Origin of the sequence: Yimella sp. NH-Cas1 (assembly GCF_022359705.1) — a bacterium.
In the GTDB taxonomy this organism is placed as follows: domain Bacteria; phylum Actinomycetota; class Actinomycetes; order Actinomycetales; family Dermatophilaceae; genus Yimella; species Yimella lutea.
In genome coordinates, this window is sequence record NZ_JAKSGG010000003.1 from 1,486,893 (window position 1) to 1,505,043 (window position 18,151).

Consider the following 18,151-nt stretch of genomic DNA (forward strand, 5'->3'; position numbering starts at 1 on the left):
TCCTGAGCCGGCTGCGCCGTCCGATTCTCAGGGCAGCTGCCAGGTGTGCACGGGCTCGTTCGCGCTCATGCCGACCAGGTAACGCTCCATCATGGCGACCAGTGCGTCGTGTCGCGACAGTCCTTGTTCCTCGAGCTTGTTCACGCAGGCGATCTGCCAGGTCGCCCCGTTGACGCCGGCGCGGCAGCGGTCCTCGACGACACCGAGGTAACGGTCGCGCACCGCCTGCGAGACCCCCACTTCTCCAGACCCTCGTGTGCGAGCGGCAGCAGATGGCGCAGGATCAGTTCGTCCGCAGCGACTTCGCCGAAGCCCGGCCAGTAGACCTTCGCGTCGATGCTTCGGCGAGCGCATTGCGAGAAGTTCTCGTTGGCTGCCGCGAAGCTCATCCGGGTCCACACCGGACGCTCGTCCTCCGCCAACATACGCACCACGCCGTAGTAGAAGGCAGAATTGGCGATGGTGTCGACGATGGTCGGCCCGGCCGGCAGCACGCGGTTCTCGACCCGCAGGTGGGGGCGCCCGCCGACGATGTCGTAGATCGGACGGTTCCAACGGTAGACCGTGCCGTTGTGCAGGCGCAGTTCGGACAGGTCGGGAGCTTCCCCCTTTTCGAAGAGTGCGACCGGGTCCTCGTCGCTGCACTCGGGCAACAGCGCCGGGAAGTACCGGACGTTCTCCTCGAACAGGTCGAAGATCGAGGTGATCCACCGCTCGCCGAACCAGACGCGGGGACGAACACCCTGATTCTTGAGCTCGACACTGCGGGTGTCGGTCGCCTGCTTGAACAGCGGGATGCGTGTCTCGTGCCACAGCTGCTTGCCGAAGAAGAACGGTGAGTTCGCGCCGAGCGCGAGCTGGACGCCCGAAATGGCCTGTGCCGCATTCCAATACGCGGCGAACTGCAGCGGCTTCACCTGTAGGTGCAACTGCACGGAGGTACACGCCGACTCCGGTGCGATCGAATCGGCGTAGGTCGCCAGGCGCTCGCCGGTGGGGCCCTCGATGTCGATGAAGAGATCCTCGCCGCGCGCGTTGAAGATCGCCTCGTTCAGGGCTGCGTACCGGGTGTTCGCGCTCATCCACTCGGTGTGGAAGTGGTCGGGCATGATCGTCGGCAGGATGCCGATCGTGACGATGCGGGCGCCGGCTTCCTCGGCCAGACCGGCGGCGCGGTTGAGGCTGGCCCGGAGGTCCTCCTCGAGCTTGAGAGCTTCCTCGCCCGGCATCGGACGCGGGCTCACGTTGAGCTCGATGTTGTATTGGCCGAGTTCGGTCTGGTAGTCGGCGTCGTGGATCTTCTCCAGGACCGCCGCATTGTTCATCGTCGGCTGCATCTGGCCGTCGACGAGGTTCATCTCGATCTCCATGCCGGTCAGTTGTCGGTCGAACTCGAAGCCACGGGTGTGCAGCATGCGTTCGAAGACGTCGAGATCCTGACGGACTTTCTCGCGGTAACGCTGTCGTTCTTCGCGGGTGTAACTCGTACCTGCGATATCGGATCCCATGACCCACCCCTTCGTCGAATGCTGCGCCCAAAACTAACCACAGGAGGCACCACCCGTAGGGCTGTTCGCCCGCTGGACTTCGCAGGAATATTCAGGCGACGGACGTCCGCTTGCCCGGCAACCGGACCCCGACCCGTGTTGGTCGGTGAGGTTGTCGGTGGTGCCACCTAATCTCGCACCATGCGCTTGCTCCATACCTCCGACTGGCACCTGGGCCGGTCCTTCCATGGGGTCGGGCTGCTCGATGCCCAGCGCGCATATCTGCAGCACCTGGTCGAGGTCGTTCGGTCCGAGCGCGTCGACGCACTGCTGGTGTCGGGCGACATCTACGACCGTGCTCTCCCCTCTCCCGACACAGTCGCCGTACTGGACGATGCGCTGGTCGCTCTGTCGGAGGCCGGCACCAGCGTGATCCTGTCCAGCGGCAATCACGACTCCGCCCGGCGGCTCGGTTTCGGTGCCCGGCTGCTGTCCCGCGTCGGGTTGCACATCGTCACGGATCTGTCGCAGATCGGTTCACCCATCGTGGTGGGCGACACCGCGATCCACGCCCTCCCCTACCTCGAACCTGCTGTTGCGGCCGAGGCACTCGGTGCCACCGAGCGCACCCACGCGGGAGTGATGCGAGCGGCGCTGTCCCGCGTCCGCGAACACCCGGGGGCCGCGCGCACGGTCGTGATGGCCCATTCCTTCGTCGCGGGCGCGACGACCAGCGACTCCGAGCGTGATGTGTCGGTCGGCGGGCTCGGCGTCGTCCCCGTCGAGGTCTTCGACGACATCGACTACGTGGCGCTGGGTCACTTGCACCGGCCGCAGGTGCTGCGCGACAACGTCCGTTACAGCGGGTCGCCGATGCCGTTCTCGTTCAGCGAGGTCGGCCACCCGAAGTCGTCCACGCTGGTCGACCTCGACGCCGGCACCTACGAACAGATCCCCACGCCGGTGTTCCGCGGCCTGGCCCGCTTGCGGGGCGAACTCGAAGAACTCCTCGACGACCCGTCGTTGGATCATGCGCAGGACGCCTGGTGCGAGGTGACACTGACCGACGCGCTGCAACCGGTCGCCGCCATGGAGCGAATCCGTGGCCGTTTCCCGCATACGTTGTCGCTGCATTTCGACGGACCGGTGCGGGCGGACTCCGGCCAGTCCTACGTCCAACGCCTGCACGCCAAGGCGGACGTCGAGGTCTGCTGCGACTTCGTCGAGCACGTCCGTTCCACCCCGGTGGACGAGGCCGAGCAGGCGCTGCTGCAGGAAGGTCTCGCCGCGATCCGGGTCGCTCGCGCCGGCAAGGACGACGAAGGTGTCGCCGACCGGCGAGCGGGTGTGGCGTGAAGCTGCACCTCCTTGAGCTGCGGGCGTTCGGTCCGTTCGGCGACACCGAGACAATCGACTTCGATGCCCTCGGGGCGCACGGGTTGTTCCTCATGCACGGTCCGACCGGAAGCGGCAAGACGAGCGTGCTCGATGCCATCAGTTTCGCGATCTTCTCCACCGTCCCCGGAGCACGTCGCTCGCAGGCCGAGCGGCTGGCCAGCGACCACGCCCGTCCCGGCGTCACACCGGAGGCGGCACTGGAGTTCACCGTGGCCGGCCGCCGCCTGCGCGTCACGCGCTCCCCGCGCTATTTCGCGGTGAAGAAGCGCGGCACCGGCCGAGTCCAACGACCGGCGAAGGTGCTGCTGCAGGAACGCACCGGCACCGGGTGGAGCACGTTGAGTACGCGCGCCGACGAGGTTGCAGAAGTGCTCGACGAACTCATCGGCCTCGGCGCGCAACAGTTCGCTCAGGTCGTGCTGTTGCCGCAGGGTGAGTTCGCGGCGTTCCTTCGGGCGAAGGCCGACGACCGCGCCGATCTGCTGCGCAAGCTGTTCGACATCTCCCGATTCAGTGACCTCGAGCAGTGGCTCGTAGACACCCGCCGCTGCGTGCGCTCGGCCATCGACGCGAAGGACGCGCAGATTCGCACGGCGGTCGTGCGGGCCGAGGAGTCGCTCGTCGACCTTGCCCCGCAGATCGAACAATGGCGTGAGTTGTCCGTCTGCGCGCTGCCGACGGTCATCGAGTCGACGCGGGAGCACACCTCCGAGCGCCTCACCCACGCGCTCGCGGCCACCGATGCCACCAGCGCCGCGCTCGATAACGCGACACAGCAGGTCGATCGAGAGACCACACTCGCCCGTTTGCAGCAGCAGGGCGCACGGGCCGGGCAGGTCTGGCAGGCCTGGGAGGAGGGTGCTGACCAACGGGCTGCGCTGCAGCAGCGCCTGGATCGACATGTGCGCGACGCGCGTGCAGGGGGCGATCCGCGCACTCGAGCGTGCCCGCGTCCGTGAGCAGCAGGCGCAAACCGCCCTCGCGCGGGTCACCGGCGAACTCGCCGAACTCACCACTCCCCCGAGCAACTGCGTGTGAGCGTCGCCCAGGCCGAGCCCGCCCTGGCACAGGCGGCCGAGGCAGCACGCATCCTCGACCGCGCCGAACGCACGCTGCCCGCGGTCGTCACGACGCTGAATGCCGCCGAGGCGGCCAAGGAAACTGTTCGCACCGCGCAGCGCCAGGTTGCCGAACGACTCCAAGTACTGGCGACCACGGCCCTCGCAGCCGGCCAGACGATCGACACCGTTGCCGATCTCGAACGCCGTGAACTCGTCCTCGCCGAGTGGCAGCAGGCTCGCGACCGAGTCGCGTCGGCGACGAAGATCCTGAGTGCCGCGCAGCGGTCCCTGGAGGCAGCTCGCACCGTATTCCTGGACGCGGAACGCGCTGCCGTCGACCTACGGGTACGACGCCTCGCCGGATTCGCCGGCGAACTCGCAGAAGGCCTGGTGACCGGTGACCCGTGTCCTGTCTGCGGCTCCTGCGAACACCCCGCACCCGCGTCGTCCGCTTCGATCGTGCGCCAGGACGACATCGACCGCGCCGAAGCCGAGGCCGCGGCCCGCCGCAAGGAGTACGACGACGCCGGCCGTCGGGCTGCGGCTGCCCGGGGCACGACCGAGACATCGCAGAGCGCGCTCGAACTGATCCAGGTGCGCTGGTGCGAACTCGCCGCCGAAACCCTCGATGAATCGACCGCGGCCACGATCCGCGCCGAGGTGCAGCGCCGACGCTCGTCGGTCGACCGGGCCGAGGCGGCGCTCGCCTCATGCGAACAGCAGAAGGTGGACCTCACCCACCGCGCCGAACAACTGCAGCACGAGGAGAAGCAGGCCGACGAGTCAGCCATCCGCGCGACCACCGAACGCGACTCGTTGCAGACCCAAGCGGCCGACGCCCGCGCTCGTCGCGACGATTGCCTCGCCACCCACGACGAGCTGTGTCCCTGCCGTGCGACCTCGGAGCACGACGACGAGCGCGTCGAGTCGATCGTCCTCGTCCACAAGGCATTGTCGTCGAAACTTCAGCAGTGGGCCGAACTGTCCCGGCAGGCCGAGGACGCAGGCTCGACCGCCGAGGACTGCTCGCAGGAGCTGAACTGTCAACTGGACGATGAAGGTTTCTTGGACGCCGCAGAAGCCGTAGCGGCGCGGATTGCCGCTCCGGAGGAAGCCGAACTACGTCGTCAGCTGGAACACGCCCACAACCTGGCCCAGCAAGCACGTGGCGTGCTCGATCAGCCCGAGGTCCAAGAGGCGATGGCGCAGACGCCGGCAGATCCCGCGGCCGCTGCAGCGCGACGCCGGGCCGCCCTCGAGGAGAACAAGAAGGCGCAATCGGTCTTCGAGTACGCCAAGCGGGCGGCGGGCAGTCTCGAGCGGCTCGGCGAGGACGTCCGACAGCATCTCGCGCAGTCCGAGGCCGACCGAGAACGACTTCCGGCCCTTGACCGGCTCGCCGACCTGGTCTCCGGCGCGGGCGACAATGCGCTGCACATGAGGTTGTCGGCCTACGTGCTGGCCGCACGCCTCGAACACGTCACCACACTGGCCAATCACCAGCTCGCGATCATGTCCGGTGGCCGCTACCAACTCGAACACACCGACGCGAAAGCCAAGGGCGGCGCTCGCAGCGGTCTCGGCCTGCAGGTGCTCGACTCCTGGACCGGCACCTCCCGGGACACCGCATCACTGTCCGGCGGCGAGACGTTCATGGTGTCCCTCGCCCTGGCGCTCGCGCTCGGCCAGGCCGTCCTGCACGAGGCCGGTGGCCGACCGCTGCAGACACTGCTCGTCGACGAAGGATTCGGCAGCCTTGACGACGAGTCGCTCGAGCTGGTGATGCAGGTGCTCGACGAGTTGCGGTCGGGCGGTCGCACGGTGGGCATCGTCAGTCACGTGAGTGAGTTGCGAACGCGGGTGCCGGCGCAGATCCGCGTGCACAAGACCGAGCAGGGCTCACGGGTCGAGGTGCTTGTCGGCGATGCGGGCTCAGCCGCCTGACCCGCTGTGGAAAGCTGACCGCATGCGCACCATTCGCCAGTCCCGCAAGCTCCAGGGAGTTCGTTACGACGTCCGTGGCCCGATCCTCGTCGAGGCTCAGCGTCTCGAAGCCGAGGGTCACCGCATCCTGAAGCTCAACATCGGCAACACTGCCCCGTTCGGTTTCGAGGCGCCGGAGGCGATCGTCGCCGGCATGGTGCAGTCACTCCCCGATGCGCAGGGGTACAGCGACTCGCGCGGCATCTACAGCGCACGCACCGCCGTCGCGCAGTACTACCAGTCACGCGGCTTCCGCGACGCGGTCGTCGACGACGTGTTCATCGGCAACGGCGTCTCCGAGCTGATCAACATGGTGCTGCAGACATTCATCGATGACGGCAACGAGATCCTCGTCCCGGCACCCGACTACCCGCTGTGGACCGGAGCGGTCACCCTCTGCGGCGGCGTACCGGTGCACTACCGGTGCGACGAGGAGAACGGCTGGAATCCCGACCTCGAGGACATCGAGTCGAAGATCACCGACAACACCCACGCCTTGGTGATCATCAACCCGAACAACCCGACGGGCGCCGTCTACTCCCCCGACATCGTCAAGGGACTCATCGACATCGCGCGCCGCCACGATCTGGTGGTCATGGCCGACGAGATCTACGAGAAGATCATCTTCGACGACGCCCAGCACCACCATGCCGCGACGTACGCGGGCGACGACGTCCTGTGCCTGACCTTCAGCGGACTGTCGAAGGCCTACCGAGTCTGCGGCTACCGAGCCGGCTGGGTCTACATCACCGGCCCCAAGCACCTGGCCACCGACTTCCTCGAAGGCCTCACCCTGCTCGCCAACATGCGCATGTGCGCAAACGTCCCCGCGCAGCACGCGATCCAGACGGCGCTCGGCGGCTACCAGTCGGTCAACGAACTGATCGTGCCCGGCGGACGTTTCTACGAGCAGTCGAAGCTGGCCTCCCGGTTGCTGAACGAGATCCCGGGTGTGAGCTGCGTCGAACCCGAAGGCGCTCTGTACTGCTTCCCGCGCCTCGACCCGGACGTGTACCCGATCAAGGACGACGAACAGTTCGTGATCGACCTGTTGCGCGCGAAGAAGATCCTGGTCACCCATGGCACCGGATTCAACTGGTTCGAGCCCGACCACTTCCGCCTGGTCACCTTGCCCGACGTCGAAGTGCTGACCGAGGCGATCGGCCGGATCGACGAGTTCCTGGCAACGATGCGCTGACCGCCGGTGCAGGCGACATGGCGAAGGGCGCCGGCACACGTTTGTGCCGGCGCCCTTCGCGTTTCGTCACGAGCCCGAGGGGGGGGGGAGCCGCGCTCGTCGACGTCGGTGCGCTCGTCGTTGAAGTGCTCGACGAAGCTGCGGGTGCCGAGTTGGCCGTACTCGAGGGAACAACAAATGGCGGGTCACAACATTTCGCTGCGACCCGCCACCGGCTGTGCTGTGCGCTGATCAGTCCTCGTAGCGCCTCCGGCGCCGGGCAGGAACAGATCAGGTTGCGGTCACCGTAGGCACCGTCGATACGACGGACCGGAGCCCAGTACTTGCGCATCGGGTCGACACCTTCGGGGTAGGCGGCGTCCTTGCGCGAGTACTTGTAGTCCCAATCGCCGGCGAGGCTGATGGCCGTGTGCGGCGCGTTGCGCAGCACACTGTCCTCGGCGGCGATCGTGCCGTCCATGACGTCCTGGATCTCGCGTCGGATCGCGATCATCGCATCACAGAACCGGTCGAGTTCGAATTTGCTCTCGGACTCGGTCGGTTCGACCATCAGCGTGCCCGCGACCGGGAACGACATCGTCGGCGCGTGGAAGCCGTGGTCGATCAGTCGCTTGGCGACGTCGTCGACGGTGATGCCGGAGTCCTTCGTGAGGCCACGCAGATCCAGGATGCACTCGTGCGCGACGAGGTCGCCCTCGCCGGTGTAGAGCACCGGGTAGTGCTCGTTCAGACGGCTCGCGACGTAGTTCGCGTTGACGACCGCCGCGTTGGTGGCGTCGGTCAGACCGGCCCCACCCATCAACCGGACGTAGGCCCACGAGATCGGCAGGATGGACGCCGACCCGAACGGTGCAGCCGAGATCGGACCCACACCGGTGTCGGGTCCGGCGTGCGAGGACAGTGGGTGGTTGGGCAGGTACGGCGCGAGGTGTGAGCGCACCGCGACCGGACCGACGCCCGGGCCGCCACCACCGTGCGGGATGCAGAAGGTCTTGTGCAGGTTCAGGTGGGAGACATCGCCGCCGAACACACCCGGTTGCGCGAGACCGACGAGCGCATTGAGGTTGGCGCCGTCCACGTAGACCTGACCACCCGCCTCGTGCACAAGGTCACACAGTTCGGTGATGGTGTCCTCGTACACGCCGTGTGTCGAGGGGTAGGTCACCATGATCGCGGCGAGGTTCTCGCCGTGCTGCTTGAGCTTCATCTTCAGATCGTCCATGTCGACCTCACCCGTCGGTGCGGTCTTGACGACGACGACCTTCAGCCCGGCCATCGCGGCGGATGCGGCATTGGTGCCGTGCGCGGACGCCGGGATCAGGCAGACATTGCGATGCCCGTTGCCGTTGGCCTCGTGATAGGCGTGGATCGCCAGCAGACCGGCGAACTCACCCTGCGATCCGGCGTTCGGCTGCAGCGACACCGAGTCGTACCCGGTGATGGCACACAGCCACTGCTCCAGCTCGTCGATGAGTTCACGGATGCCCTCGGTCTGCTCGGCCGGCGCGAACGGGTGCAGGTTCGCGAACTCCGGCCAGGTGACCGCCTCCATCTCGGTGGTGGCGTTGAGCTTCATGGTGCACGAACCGAGCGGGATCATCCCGCGGTCGAGCGCGTAGTCGCGATCGGCGAGCCCACGCAAGTAGCGCAGCATCTCGGTCTCGCTGTGGTGAGTGTTGAACACCGGGTGCTCAAGGAACTCCGACTCGCGCACCAGGCTCTTGGCCCATGTCGGCTCACCATCGGCGGGCACTGGCGCATTCACGCCGAAAGCTGCTGCGACAGCAGCGAGTTCGGGCTCGGTGGTGGTCTCGTCGACGCTGACGCTCACGTGGTCGGCATCGACCCGCCACACGTTGATACCGCGCTCACGGGCTGCCTCGACGACACCGTCGGCGCTGCCGTTCACCACCGCGGTGACGGTGTCGAAGAAGCTGTCGGCGACCAGTTCCACGCCCCCGGCACGCAGCGCCGCGGCCAGACCGACGGCCTTGCCGTGCACGGAGCGCGCGATGCGGCGCAGCCCGTCCGGGCCGTGGTAGACGGCGTACATCGACGCCATCACGGCGAGCAGTACCTGTGCGGTGCAGATGTTGCTGGTCGCCTTCTCGCGGCGGATGTGCTGTTCGCGGGTCTGCAGCGCAAGACGGAAGGCCTGGGCGCCGTCGGCGTCGACAGAGACTCCGACCAGGCGTCCAGGCAGATTGCGTTCGAGACCTTCGCGCACGCTCATGTAACCGGCGTGCGGGCCACCGAACCCCATGGGCACACCGAAGCGCTGGCTCGTGCCGACAGCGATGTCGGCGCCCCACCCCCCGGCGACTTCAGCAAGGTGAGCGCGAGCAGGTCGGCCGCAGCGGTCACGAGCGCACCGGCGTCGTGCGCGGCGGAGGCCACGTTGCTCCAGTCGACGATCTCGCCGTTCGCGGACGGGTACTGGACGACGACGCCGAACACCTTGCGGCCACCGGCGAACTCTTCGAGGTCCTTCGCGGACGTGACCTTGCGCAGGTCGGCGATGACGACGTCGATGCCGACAGCGTCGGCTCTGGTCTCGGTCACCGCGATGGACTGCGGCAGCACCTGTGCGTCGATGAGCAGAACGGAGTCGTCCTTGGCGCGGGTGGCTCGGTGCATCAGCGCCATCGCCTCGGCGACGGCCGTGCCCTCGTCCAACAGGCTGGCGGACGACGTGGTCAGGCCCGTCAGGTCGGCCACGACGGTCTGGAAGTTGAGCAGCGCCTCCAGCCGTCCCTGGGAGATCTCGGGCTGGTAGGGCGTGTACGCGGTGTACCAGGCCGGGTTCTCCAGGATGTTGCGGCGGATGACGCCCGGCGTGTGCGTGCCGTAGTAACCCAGACCGATCATCGAGGTGAGCACGCGGTTGCGGCTCGCCTTCTCGCGGAGTTCGGCGATGACCGCCGCCTCGCTGGTGGCGGCCTCGACCGCCAGCGCGTCCGAGGTGCGGATCGTCTGCGGGATCGCCTTGTCGACCAGAGCCTCCACGTCGGCGTACCCGATGGCCTGCAACATCTCTTCCAGCTCCTCCTGCGAGGGACCGATGTGGCGACCGACGAAATCCGGCGTCGAACTCGACATGCTGTGCGTCATGCTCTTCCTTCGGGGCGAGGTACGGGTTCGCCTCCCCATCTGTCGGCGCTTGCCTTCAGATTCGCCTCGTCCGGGCGGTCCGGTGGCCTGAGAGGTTCTGGGGAGAATTGCACCTTCGGCGCCACCACCACTGCGGCGGGGGACTCTCCCGCCCGGTGTCGTGAGCTGGGCAACAAAATAGCACCGGGCGCTCGAGGCGCCCGGTGCTGGTTGCTGTTGTTCGACGTGTCCGGCGAGGGGGTCCTCAGACCGCCGCGCGGCGTTCGCGACGTCCGCGCAGCTCGTCACCGGGATGGTCGGCGATCGTCTCGGCGTCGGGACGCTCGGACGGCAACTCGGACAGCGAGCCTTCGACCTCGCGCCAGACCGAGCCCAGCGCGATACCGAAGACGCCCTGGCCGCCGCGCATCAGGTCGATGACCTGGTCGTCGGAGGTGCACTCGTAGACGCTCGCACCATCGGACATCAAGGTGATAGTGGCCAGGTCGTCGACACCGTGGTCGCGCAGTGCGGCGACGGCAATACGGATCTGCTGCAGGGACACACCGGTGTCGAGCAACCGCTTGACGACCTTGAGCACCAGGATGTCGCGAAAGCTGTAGAGCCGGTGGTTGCCCGATCCGGACGGGTTGCGCACCGACGGCTCGACCAAGCCGGTGCGGGCCCAGTAGTCGAGTTGGCGGTAGGTGACGCCGGCCGCGCGGCAGGCTGCGGGACCGCGGTAGCCCAGCTGCTCGTCGTCCGGCAGGTCGATGCCGTCGACGACGGGAGCTTCCAGCGGAGCCGGAGCCCGGGAGCCTTCGGGCTGCACATCTGCGCGTGCCATGGCTACCTCTTCCTCGTGAATGTCAACTGCACGCCTGCGCGTGCCTGGGATTGAAGGTACGACCGACCCCCACGAGCGTCAACGAAGTCGCTCGGCGTGTCGCGGGTGAACTTCAGGTCGGTCGAAACCTTCAACATGTAGTTCATAGTTAATCCTTGCCGCCCTCGGGCCCGCCGGATTCCTCGCCGTCGTCCTCGAAGTCCTCGGCCGAGACGTTGTCGAGGAACTCGCGGAACTTCTCGACCTCGTCCTCTTCCTCGAATTCCATTGCGACGCCGATCTCCTCGAGGATGGAGTCGTCGACGTAGACGGGGGCTTCGGCTCGCAGTGCGAGCGCGATGGCGTCCGAGCTACGGGCGTCGATGCGGCGGCCGTCGGCCAGGACGAGTTCGGCGTAGAAGACGCCTTCGTCCATCGAGGTGATGTCGACGTGCCCCAGGCGGGCGCCCAACGTCTCCATCACACTGAGCAGCAGGTCATGCGTGAGCGGGCGCGGCGGTTCCACACCCTCCATGACATGAGCGATCGCCGCAGCTTCGGGCGCACCGATCCAGATCGGAACGCACCGGTTGCCGTCGGCCTCGCGCAGGATCACGATCGGCTTGTTCGTCGGCATCTCGACCCGTACGCCCATGACCTCGACCTGTTTCACGAGGTCAACGCTACCCCTGCAAGCCTGCTCGGACGAGAGCAAGGTGCAACGCGAGACATTCGCGCACGACCTCGGCGGGCTGAGTGTCGCCCGGGCCGAAGGTCAATTGCTGCACGAGAGAGAGTTCGCGGTCGGCCGCCAACCGGAAGGGACGCAGGTGACGTGCATCGATGCCGTGCGCCAGCAGGGCGGACGCGGCACGCGCGATCTGCAGACCGTTCGCGTCGTAGTAGCCGTCTGCGTCGGGCTTCAGGAGGCCGAAGTCGGCCAGCCCGTTCAGCGCCTTGTGGTCGAGTGCGGTGGCAGAGCACACCTCGTCCGCGGAGAGGCGTAGGTCGTGCGCCTGTCCCCCGACCAGGTCGGCGACGCTCGGCACAGAGGAGTCATCCTGGACAGCCGGAACCGACGGGCGACCTTCGACCGGCGCGGGCTCCAGTCCGCGGTCGAAGGCATCCAGGGCTTCCCTGATGACCTTCAACGGCCAGAAACGGTCGCGCTGACACCGCAGCACGAAGCGCAGTCGCTCGACGTCTCGCTGGGTGTAGCGCCGGTACCCGCTGCCCGCACGCTGCGGGCTGACTACGCCCTGTGCGTCCAGAAAGCGCACTTTCGACAGGGACAGATCGGGGAACTCGTCCTGCAACTGCTTCAGGACCGCACCGATCGACAGTGCCGGCTGCTGGGCGGGGTCGGTCACGACCCGTTCACGCGCCGGTGGGCGCGCCGAAGTAGACGAACCGGAACTTGCCGATCTGCACCTCGTCGCCACTGCGCAGCTCGGCTGCGTCGGTGATGTCGCCGTTGACGTAGGTGCCGTTGAGCGACCCCACGTCGACCACGCTGTAGCCGTGCTCACCGCGACGGAACACCGCGTGGCGGCGAGACACGGTGACGTCGTCGAGAAAGATGTCGCTGTCGGTGTGGCGTCCGCTGCCGACCTCTTCGTCGTCGAGCAGGAAACGCGCGCCGGCGTTGGGGCCACGCATCGCGATCAGCAAAGCGGTGCCCGGGCGCAGCGCATCGACCATCGCCTGGTCGGACTGCGAAAGACGCAACTCGCCGACGAACTCAGCCGGCACGACAGCGTCGCCGCCGACGGTGAAGCGCGCGGTGGCGTCACCGGCCGGCTGGCCGTTGCCTGGGTACTGCTGATCGTTCATCCTCGAAGCCTAATCGATCGAAGGAATGTGCTCAGTTGAGCGACGATTTGTACGCCTCGACGTCCTGCAGGTCGTTCACGGACGAAGCGTCGGCGAGCCTCAGCTCGTACATCCAGCCCTCACCGTACGGGTCGGAGTTGACCAGCTCCGGCGTGGCGTCCAACTGCTCGTTGACCGCCGTGACCTCACCCTCGACCGGGGCGTACAGATCGCTCACCGACTTCGTCGACTCGACCTCGCCGCACGAGTCACCTGCGGTGACGGTGTCGCCGACACCCGGCAGGCTCACGTAGACGACGTCGCCCAGTGCGTCCTGTGCGAAAGCGGTGATGCCGATGCGCACGACGCCGTTGCCCTGGTCCTTCACCCACTCGTGGTCGCTGGTGTAACGCAGGTCGGCGGGGTACTCGAGGTCGCTCATCATGCTCCTTGTGGACAGCGCACTGGGTTTACTCGGATGTTTCCGGCTGAGCGTATCCAGGCTCGCTCGCGGGCCGCAATGCGGTCACCGCAATTGACGTCTTCCTCTGCACTGTGGCGGGAATTCCCAACTGCCGCAACGTCTCCAGGACACCTCCGGGGATCGCCAACGCGGTGGACACGGTGTGCGGATCGCCGATGGCGCGCACGATGTACGGGGCCGCGATCGTCTTGCCGTCGACGATCAGCTGACCCTCCATCGACAGCCCGAACCAGGTGCTCGCGACCACGCGGACGTCGTTGATCTGGATCGCCTCCGCGCCGGCGTCGCGCAGCTCCTGGACGGTGTCGAGGATGTTGTTGGGCTGGATCCGGCGTTCGGAGTCGGGGATCCTCATCTCGATGCCCGGCCCGGTGGCGGGAACCGTGCCGGCCAGGATGCCCAGAGCCGCGAGGCGGTCCTCGGCGGCCTTGATCGCGGCCGCGTCGCCGCCACCGGCCCGCAGCGAGTCGCGAGTGCGGGTCAACCGGTTGATCTCCGTGCCGAGCTTGCCGCTCTGCTGGTTGACCCCGTCCAGGAGGGTGACGAGGTCCTCCTGGCGCAGGTTCTCCAGTCCGGACGCCCGGTACTGCTGCACCTGCGTCACCATGCCGAAACCGAGCAGGATCGCGAGCAGAGTGGCCAGCAGGTTCGCCTTCGTCAGGCGGGGACGTCCCATCCGCACCAGCCGGCCCCACCCCTGCGAGGGCTTGGTGACCGGACCTGGTGCGGTGGGTTCAGGTGTCTTGTCGGCGGGATCGCTCATGCGTGGAAGAGGTGTCGGCGGATGGAGGCGACGTTGCTGAAGATACGCAGTCCGAGGACGACCACGACGCCCGTGGACAGTTGCGAGCCGACCCCGAGCTGGTCACCGAGGAAGACGATGAACGACGCGACCAGCACGTTCGACAAGAACGACACGACGAACACCTTGTCGTCGAAGATGCCGTCGAGCACCGCACGGACTGCCCCGAAAACCGCGTCCAGCGCTGCGATGACCGCGATCGGCAGGTACGGCTGGAGCCAGAGCGGGACGTCCGGAGACAGCACGATGCCGATGACGAGACCGGCGACGAGGCCGAGTGCGGGAATCACTGGTTCTCCTTCAATGCACGTGCGTGGTTCAACGAGACCGACGGTGCCGCCGGAATCGTGATGCTCTTGTCGGTCTCGAACTTCGAGGTGATGCCGACCCCCTTGCTCAGGGTGGACAGGTAGGTGCCGCCGGCGTTCTTCTCGAAATCGGCCTTGATGCTGCCAGGGCCGATCACCGAGATCGCGTAGGGCGGCACCAGCGGCCGGAAATTGACCAGAATCGCCTGGCCGGCGAAGCGGACGGCGGTGAGTGAGGTGATCCGTTGACCGTTGATCGAGATGGCCTCCGCACCCGCTTGCCACAGACCGTTGACCACGATCTGCAGGTCGCTGGAGGTCACGCGTCCGGTGTCGGAACCGGATGTTCGCGGATCCCCCTGTGCATCCGTTCCGGCATTCTCGGCGTCGCTCACGGTCAGCACGAAGCCCGAGCCCTTGACGGCGACCGCTCCGGCGATCGCCTCGGCCTCGCGCAGGTCGTCGGTGGTGCCGGTGCGATTACCGCGCTGGAGGGCCGACTCCTGCAGCCGAGCGATATCGGCGTTGAGCGTCTTGACCGTGCCCGAGCGTTGGTCGATCAGCTTCTGGCCGGCGTTGATGCGGGTGACCAGTTCATCGTGCTGCTTCTCCGCGACGCCGAGTGGTACGCGCAGGGCCATGGCGCTGGTCGCGAGCCCGAACCCGATGAGGATCATCGTCAGGATCAGCAACGGCGAGCGATTCATCGGACGCGATTGCGCGCCCGACGCCCGCCGTTTGGCGGCCTCGGCCTCGTACGAGGGATCCAACGGATGCCGGATGACGTCGTTGATCAGGCTCATCGACGCAGCCGGGTCGCGCGGTGGCGCGGGCTCGTCGGGAGTGAGTTCGGGCAGTTTGAGCTTGATCATGACCGCGCCGATTGTGGCGCATCGCGGCTGTCGCGCACCATCTGACGCACCTGGACCGCGTACATGATTCCCGCCACCCAGTACAGCGCGGTTCCCCACCAGACGAACGCCCAACCGAGCGGACGCGCCACGTCACCGACCGCGCCGGCCTGCTCCCCGAGCAGCACCAACGGGAAGGCGTAGATGAGGTTGAAGGTGGCCGATTTGCCGATGAATGACACCGGGGGCAGCGGCAGTCGGTGTCGCTGCAGGATCGGACCCAGGCACAGGATGAACAGTTCGCGTGCGAGCAGGATCCACACCAGCCACCACGGAATGATGTCGCGCATGGCGAGCGCGAGGATCGTCGCGAGGATGTAGAGCCGGTCGGCCGCCGGGTCGAGCATCTGGCCGAGCTTGGAGGTCTGACCGAGCATCCGAGCGAGTTTGCCGTCGAGGTAGTCGGTGAAGCCCGCGATCATGAGCACTGCCAGCGCCCACCAGTCGTACTCGGCGAGGATCAGCCAGAAGAACAGCGGGACGCCGAGCAGTCGCAGCAGCGACAGTGCGTTGGGCACCGTCCAGATGCGGTTGCTCACCTCAGCCGTGGTCACGCGCAGAGCCTATGCCGCCGCACCGGTGCGGCCCGCTCAGGCCTGATGAACCGGCGAGCTCGGGATGAGCACGCGCTCCGGGTGAGAGCAGATCGTGAGTCGCTCGCCGCGGTTGAACGCGATCAGCGTCACTCCGGTCTCCGCCGCTGCGTCAATGGCCAGTTGGGAAGGCGCCGACACGCAACTGAGTATGCCGACGCCGGCCATCGCGGCCTTCTGCACGATCTCGAACGAGGCTCGCGACGACACCATGAGGACGTCGTCGGTCACATCGCGATCGTTGATCAACGCCCACCCCAGCACCTTGTCGACCGCGTTGTGCCGCCCGACGTCCTCGCGGACCACCACGGTCTCGCCGGCCGCGGTGAACAGTCCGGCCGCGTGGGTGCCCCCGGTCCGACCGAAGGTCTGCTGCTCCTGCGTGAGCTTCTGTGGCAGTGAACGCACCACCCGGACGTCGACCTCGCCACGGATCTCCATCGCACCGACACTGGCGGTGACCGCGTCGATGCTGGCTTTACCGCACAGTCCGCAGCCACCGTGCATCACCAGCGTCCGTTGCGCGTTGATCGGCAGCGGCCGGGGGCCATCGGCGAGCGTCACGTCGATGACATTCATGGTGTCGGTGTCGGCGCAGTAACGGGCGACGAGGAGGTCGTCCCGGTGGTGGATCAGGCCCTCGCCGAGCAGCAGGCCGTGCACCAGTTCCATGTCGTCGCCCGGCAGTCGCATCGTCACGGTGAGGCTCGTCCCTGCCACCCGGATCTCCAGCGGCTCCTCCACGGCGACCGTCTCCGCGCGCGTCCGGGTGCTGATCTGCTCGCCCGCGAAGGACACCTGTGTCATCCGTCGACGGTCGGTACGCCGTCCCATCAGTTCTCCCCAACCAGCGGGTCCGCGACGGCCGAGAGCGCAGCTCGGCTTAGGGTCGAGGAAGTCATGGGGCGAGCGTACGTCGGTGGAGGTTGGGAATCGTGACCGAGTTGGAGATCACCTGGCTGTCGGTCGCGGCAGCCATACTCGCGATCTCGGTCGTCATCGTCGCCTGGTTGCGATGGCGGCGCCGTGACCAGGAGTTCGTCGGTCTGACACCCGGCTTGTTCCCGTCCCCGGAACAACGCGTCGGTTCACGTCGCGTCCGCGGCGGGCAGCAGTGGAAGGGCACGGTCGCCGTGTCGTTCACTCCCCCGGCCGGCATCGGGCCCGCGGTGGCTGGAACGGTCGTCGACGGCAAGGTGGACGGACGCGACCTGGCCGCCATGCTGGTAGACCTCTCGCTTCGGGGCTTCTTCACGATCGAACCGATGCAGACCCCCGACGCCGCGCCACTGCCGCAGCCGAACACCGCGACGAGCACGGCGCCGCACCCACCGGCCGGCACGGCGAAGCCGAAGGACTGGCTCTTCGTCAAGAACCCGCAGCAGCCGGCCGACCACCGCCTTTCGCCCGCCGAGCGTCGCATGCTCACCGCTGTTTTCGCCCACGGTTCCAGCGTGCGAATGTCCGATCTGAAGGTCAACCTCGGGTTCACGTTGAGGGAAGCGCAGATCGATCTCTACCGCGAGATGATCGATCGTGGGTGGTATCGCAAGCATCCTCGTTCGCGTGCTCGGTGGACCGCAGTCTTCGGCGTGCTGCTGGTGTTCGTCGCCGCGTTGCTGGCCCTCGGCGCGTACGACGCGTGGGAACGCCACAACAGCTTCGTGCCGTTCGCGATACCCGGAGCGATTCTGATCTCTGCCCTGCTGCTGCTGTTCACCGGTCCGGGGCGAAGCCCACGGACGGCGGCGGGTACGGCGGCACGGATCCAGACTCTCGGCTTCGAGAAGTACCTGGCGACCGCCGAAGCAGACCAGATCAGACACGAGGAAGCCATCGGGCTGTTCACCCGGTACCTGCCGTTCGCGATCGTCTTCGGACTGGCCGATCGCTGGGCGAAGGTCGTCGGCGAGGCCATCCGCAGTTCGTACGTCCAGGACGGCCTGGACGTCGCCGGTGCGTTCGCCATGGACCCGTGGGCCTGGTACGCGATGAGCGAGATGACCGGGCTCGCTGCCGATGGCATCGGCGCACTGATCGACGCCGGCTCTGCAATGGACGTGTCCGGTGCCGGCCTGATGGAAATCAGCGGCGCCTTCGAGGCATTCACCGATTCGGCGTCCGGGATCTTCGACGAAGCAACCGGTTGCCTGGACGGCTGCGACGGTTGCGACGCCGGCTGCTTCGATTTCTGAGCC

Annotated in this window: 15 protein-coding genes, 2 pseudogenes and 1 riboswitch; of the genes and pseudogenes, 5 read left to right on the plus strand and 12 right to left on the minus strand. The window is 67.1% G+C overall.

Going from position 1 to position 18,151, the window contains the following annotated elements; all coding sequences use genetic code 11:
- Positions 1–27: 27 nt before the first annotated feature.
- Positions 28–1,508, minus strand: a pseudogene (locus MF407_RS07480) (glutamate--cysteine ligase).
- Between the two features lie 180 nt (positions 1,509–1,688).
- On the opposite strand from MF407_RS07480, the gene MF407_RS07485 reads away from it, so the two are divergent.
- The 4 genes from MF407_RS07485 (at position 1,689) to MF407_RS07500 (ending at position 7,127) form a co-directional block, all read left to right on the plus strand.
- On the plus strand, positions 1,689–2,843 hold the full coding sequence (locus MF407_RS07485; protein ID WP_239701912.1) for an exonuclease SbcCD subunit D C-terminal domain-containing protein: 1,155 nt from the start codon (positions 1,689–1,691) through the stop codon (positions 2,841–2,843).
- A complete protein-coding gene (locus tag MF407_RS07490; RefSeq protein WP_239701913.1) occupies positions 2,840–3,844 on the plus strand; it encodes an SMC family ATPase in 1,005 nt (334 codons plus the stop codon). Before MF407_RS07485 ends, MF407_RS07490 begins: the two co-directional genes overlap by 4 nt.
- A gap of 75 nt (positions 3,845–3,919) precedes the next feature.
- Entirely contained in the window at positions 3,920–5,890 is a 1,971-nt protein-coding gene (locus MF407_RS15830; protein WP_239701914.1) for an SMC family ATPase, read from the plus strand.
- Positions 5,891–5,912: 22 nt separating this feature from the next.
- The gene (locus MF407_RS07500; protein ID WP_239701915.1) at positions 5,913–7,127 is read left to right on the plus strand and encodes a pyridoxal phosphate-dependent aminotransferase; all 1,215 of its coding nucleotides are present in this window, start codon (positions 5,913–5,915) and stop codon (positions 7,125–7,127) included.
- Between the two features lie 244 nt (positions 7,128–7,371).
- Here the strand turns inward: MF407_RS07500 and gcvP are convergent.
- The 11 genes and pseudogenes from gcvP to fdhD all read right to left on the minus strand — a co-directional run.
- Positions 7,372–10,226 (minus strand): annotated as a pseudogene (gene gcvP, locus MF407_RS07505) (aminomethyl-transferring glycine dehydrogenase); the annotation flags it as partial.
- 77 nt (positions 10,227–10,303) lie between these two features.
- Positions 10,304–10,399, minus strand: a riboswitch (glycine riboswitch).
- An 83-nt stretch (positions 10,400–10,482) separates the two neighbouring features.
- Positions 10,483–11,064, minus strand: a complete 582-nt coding sequence (locus MF407_RS07510; protein WP_141928504.1) for a MerR family transcriptional regulator — start codon at positions 11,062–11,064, stop codon at positions 10,483–10,485.
- Between the two features lie 148 nt (positions 11,065–11,212).
- Entirely contained in the window at positions 11,213–11,716 is a 504-nt protein-coding gene (locus MF407_RS07515; protein ID WP_141928503.1) for a bifunctional nuclease family protein, read from the minus strand.
- Between the two features lie 10 nt (positions 11,717–11,726).
- On the minus strand, positions 11,727–12,413 hold the full coding sequence (locus MF407_RS07520; protein WP_141928502.1) for a MerR family transcriptional regulator: 687 nt from the start codon (positions 12,411–12,413) through the stop codon (positions 11,727–11,729).
- A 7-nt stretch (positions 12,414–12,420) separates the two neighbouring features.
- Positions 12,421–12,876: an FHA domain-containing protein gene (locus MF407_RS07525; RefSeq protein ID WP_129623859.1), complete on the minus strand. Its 456-nt coding sequence runs from the start codon at positions 12,874–12,876 to the stop codon at positions 12,421–12,423.
- 31 nt (positions 12,877–12,907) lie between these two features.
- Positions 12,908–13,297, minus strand: coding sequence for a glycine cleavage system protein GcvH (gene gcvH, locus MF407_RS07530; protein WP_129623860.1), 390 nt, complete (start codon positions 13,295–13,297; stop codon positions 12,908–12,910).
- Positions 13,298–13,325: 28 nt separating this feature from the next.
- Complete coding sequence (locus MF407_RS07535; protein ID WP_239701916.1) at positions 13,326–14,102, minus strand: DUF881 domain-containing protein; 777 nt, start codon at positions 14,100–14,102, stop codon at positions 13,326–13,328.
- The gene (locus MF407_RS07540) at positions 14,099–14,431 is read right to left on the minus strand and encodes a small basic family protein (protein WP_129623862.1); all 333 of its coding nucleotides are present in this window, start codon (positions 14,429–14,431) and stop codon (positions 14,099–14,101) included. Before MF407_RS07540 ends, MF407_RS07535 begins: the two co-directional genes overlap by 4 nt.
- A complete protein-coding gene (locus MF407_RS07545) occupies positions 14,428–15,321 on the minus strand; it encodes a DUF881 domain-containing protein (protein WP_239701917.1) in 894 nt (297 codons plus the stop codon). Before MF407_RS07545 ends, MF407_RS07540 begins: the two co-directional genes overlap by 4 nt.
- Positions 15,318–15,914, minus strand: a complete 597-nt coding sequence (locus tag MF407_RS07550; protein WP_205744612.1) for a CDP-alcohol phosphatidyltransferase family protein — start codon at positions 15,912–15,914, stop codon at positions 15,318–15,320. Before MF407_RS07550 ends, MF407_RS07545 begins: the two co-directional genes overlap by 4 nt.
- Positions 15,915–15,950: 36 nt before the next feature.
- A complete protein-coding gene (fdhD, locus tag MF407_RS07555; RefSeq protein WP_275578213.1) occupies positions 15,951–16,787 on the minus strand; it encodes a formate dehydrogenase accessory sulfurtransferase FdhD in 837 nt (278 codons plus the stop codon).
- Between the two features lie 101 nt (positions 16,788–16,888).
- Between fdhD and MF407_RS07560 the strand changes: the two genes are divergently transcribed.
- Positions 16,889–18,148 carry a DUF2207 domain-containing protein gene (locus MF407_RS07560; protein WP_239701919.1) on the plus strand — a complete coding sequence of 420 codons (1,260 nt, stop codon included), beginning with the start codon at positions 16,889–16,891 and terminating at the stop codon, positions 18,146–18,148.
- Positions 18,149–18,151 lie beyond the last annotated feature (3 nt).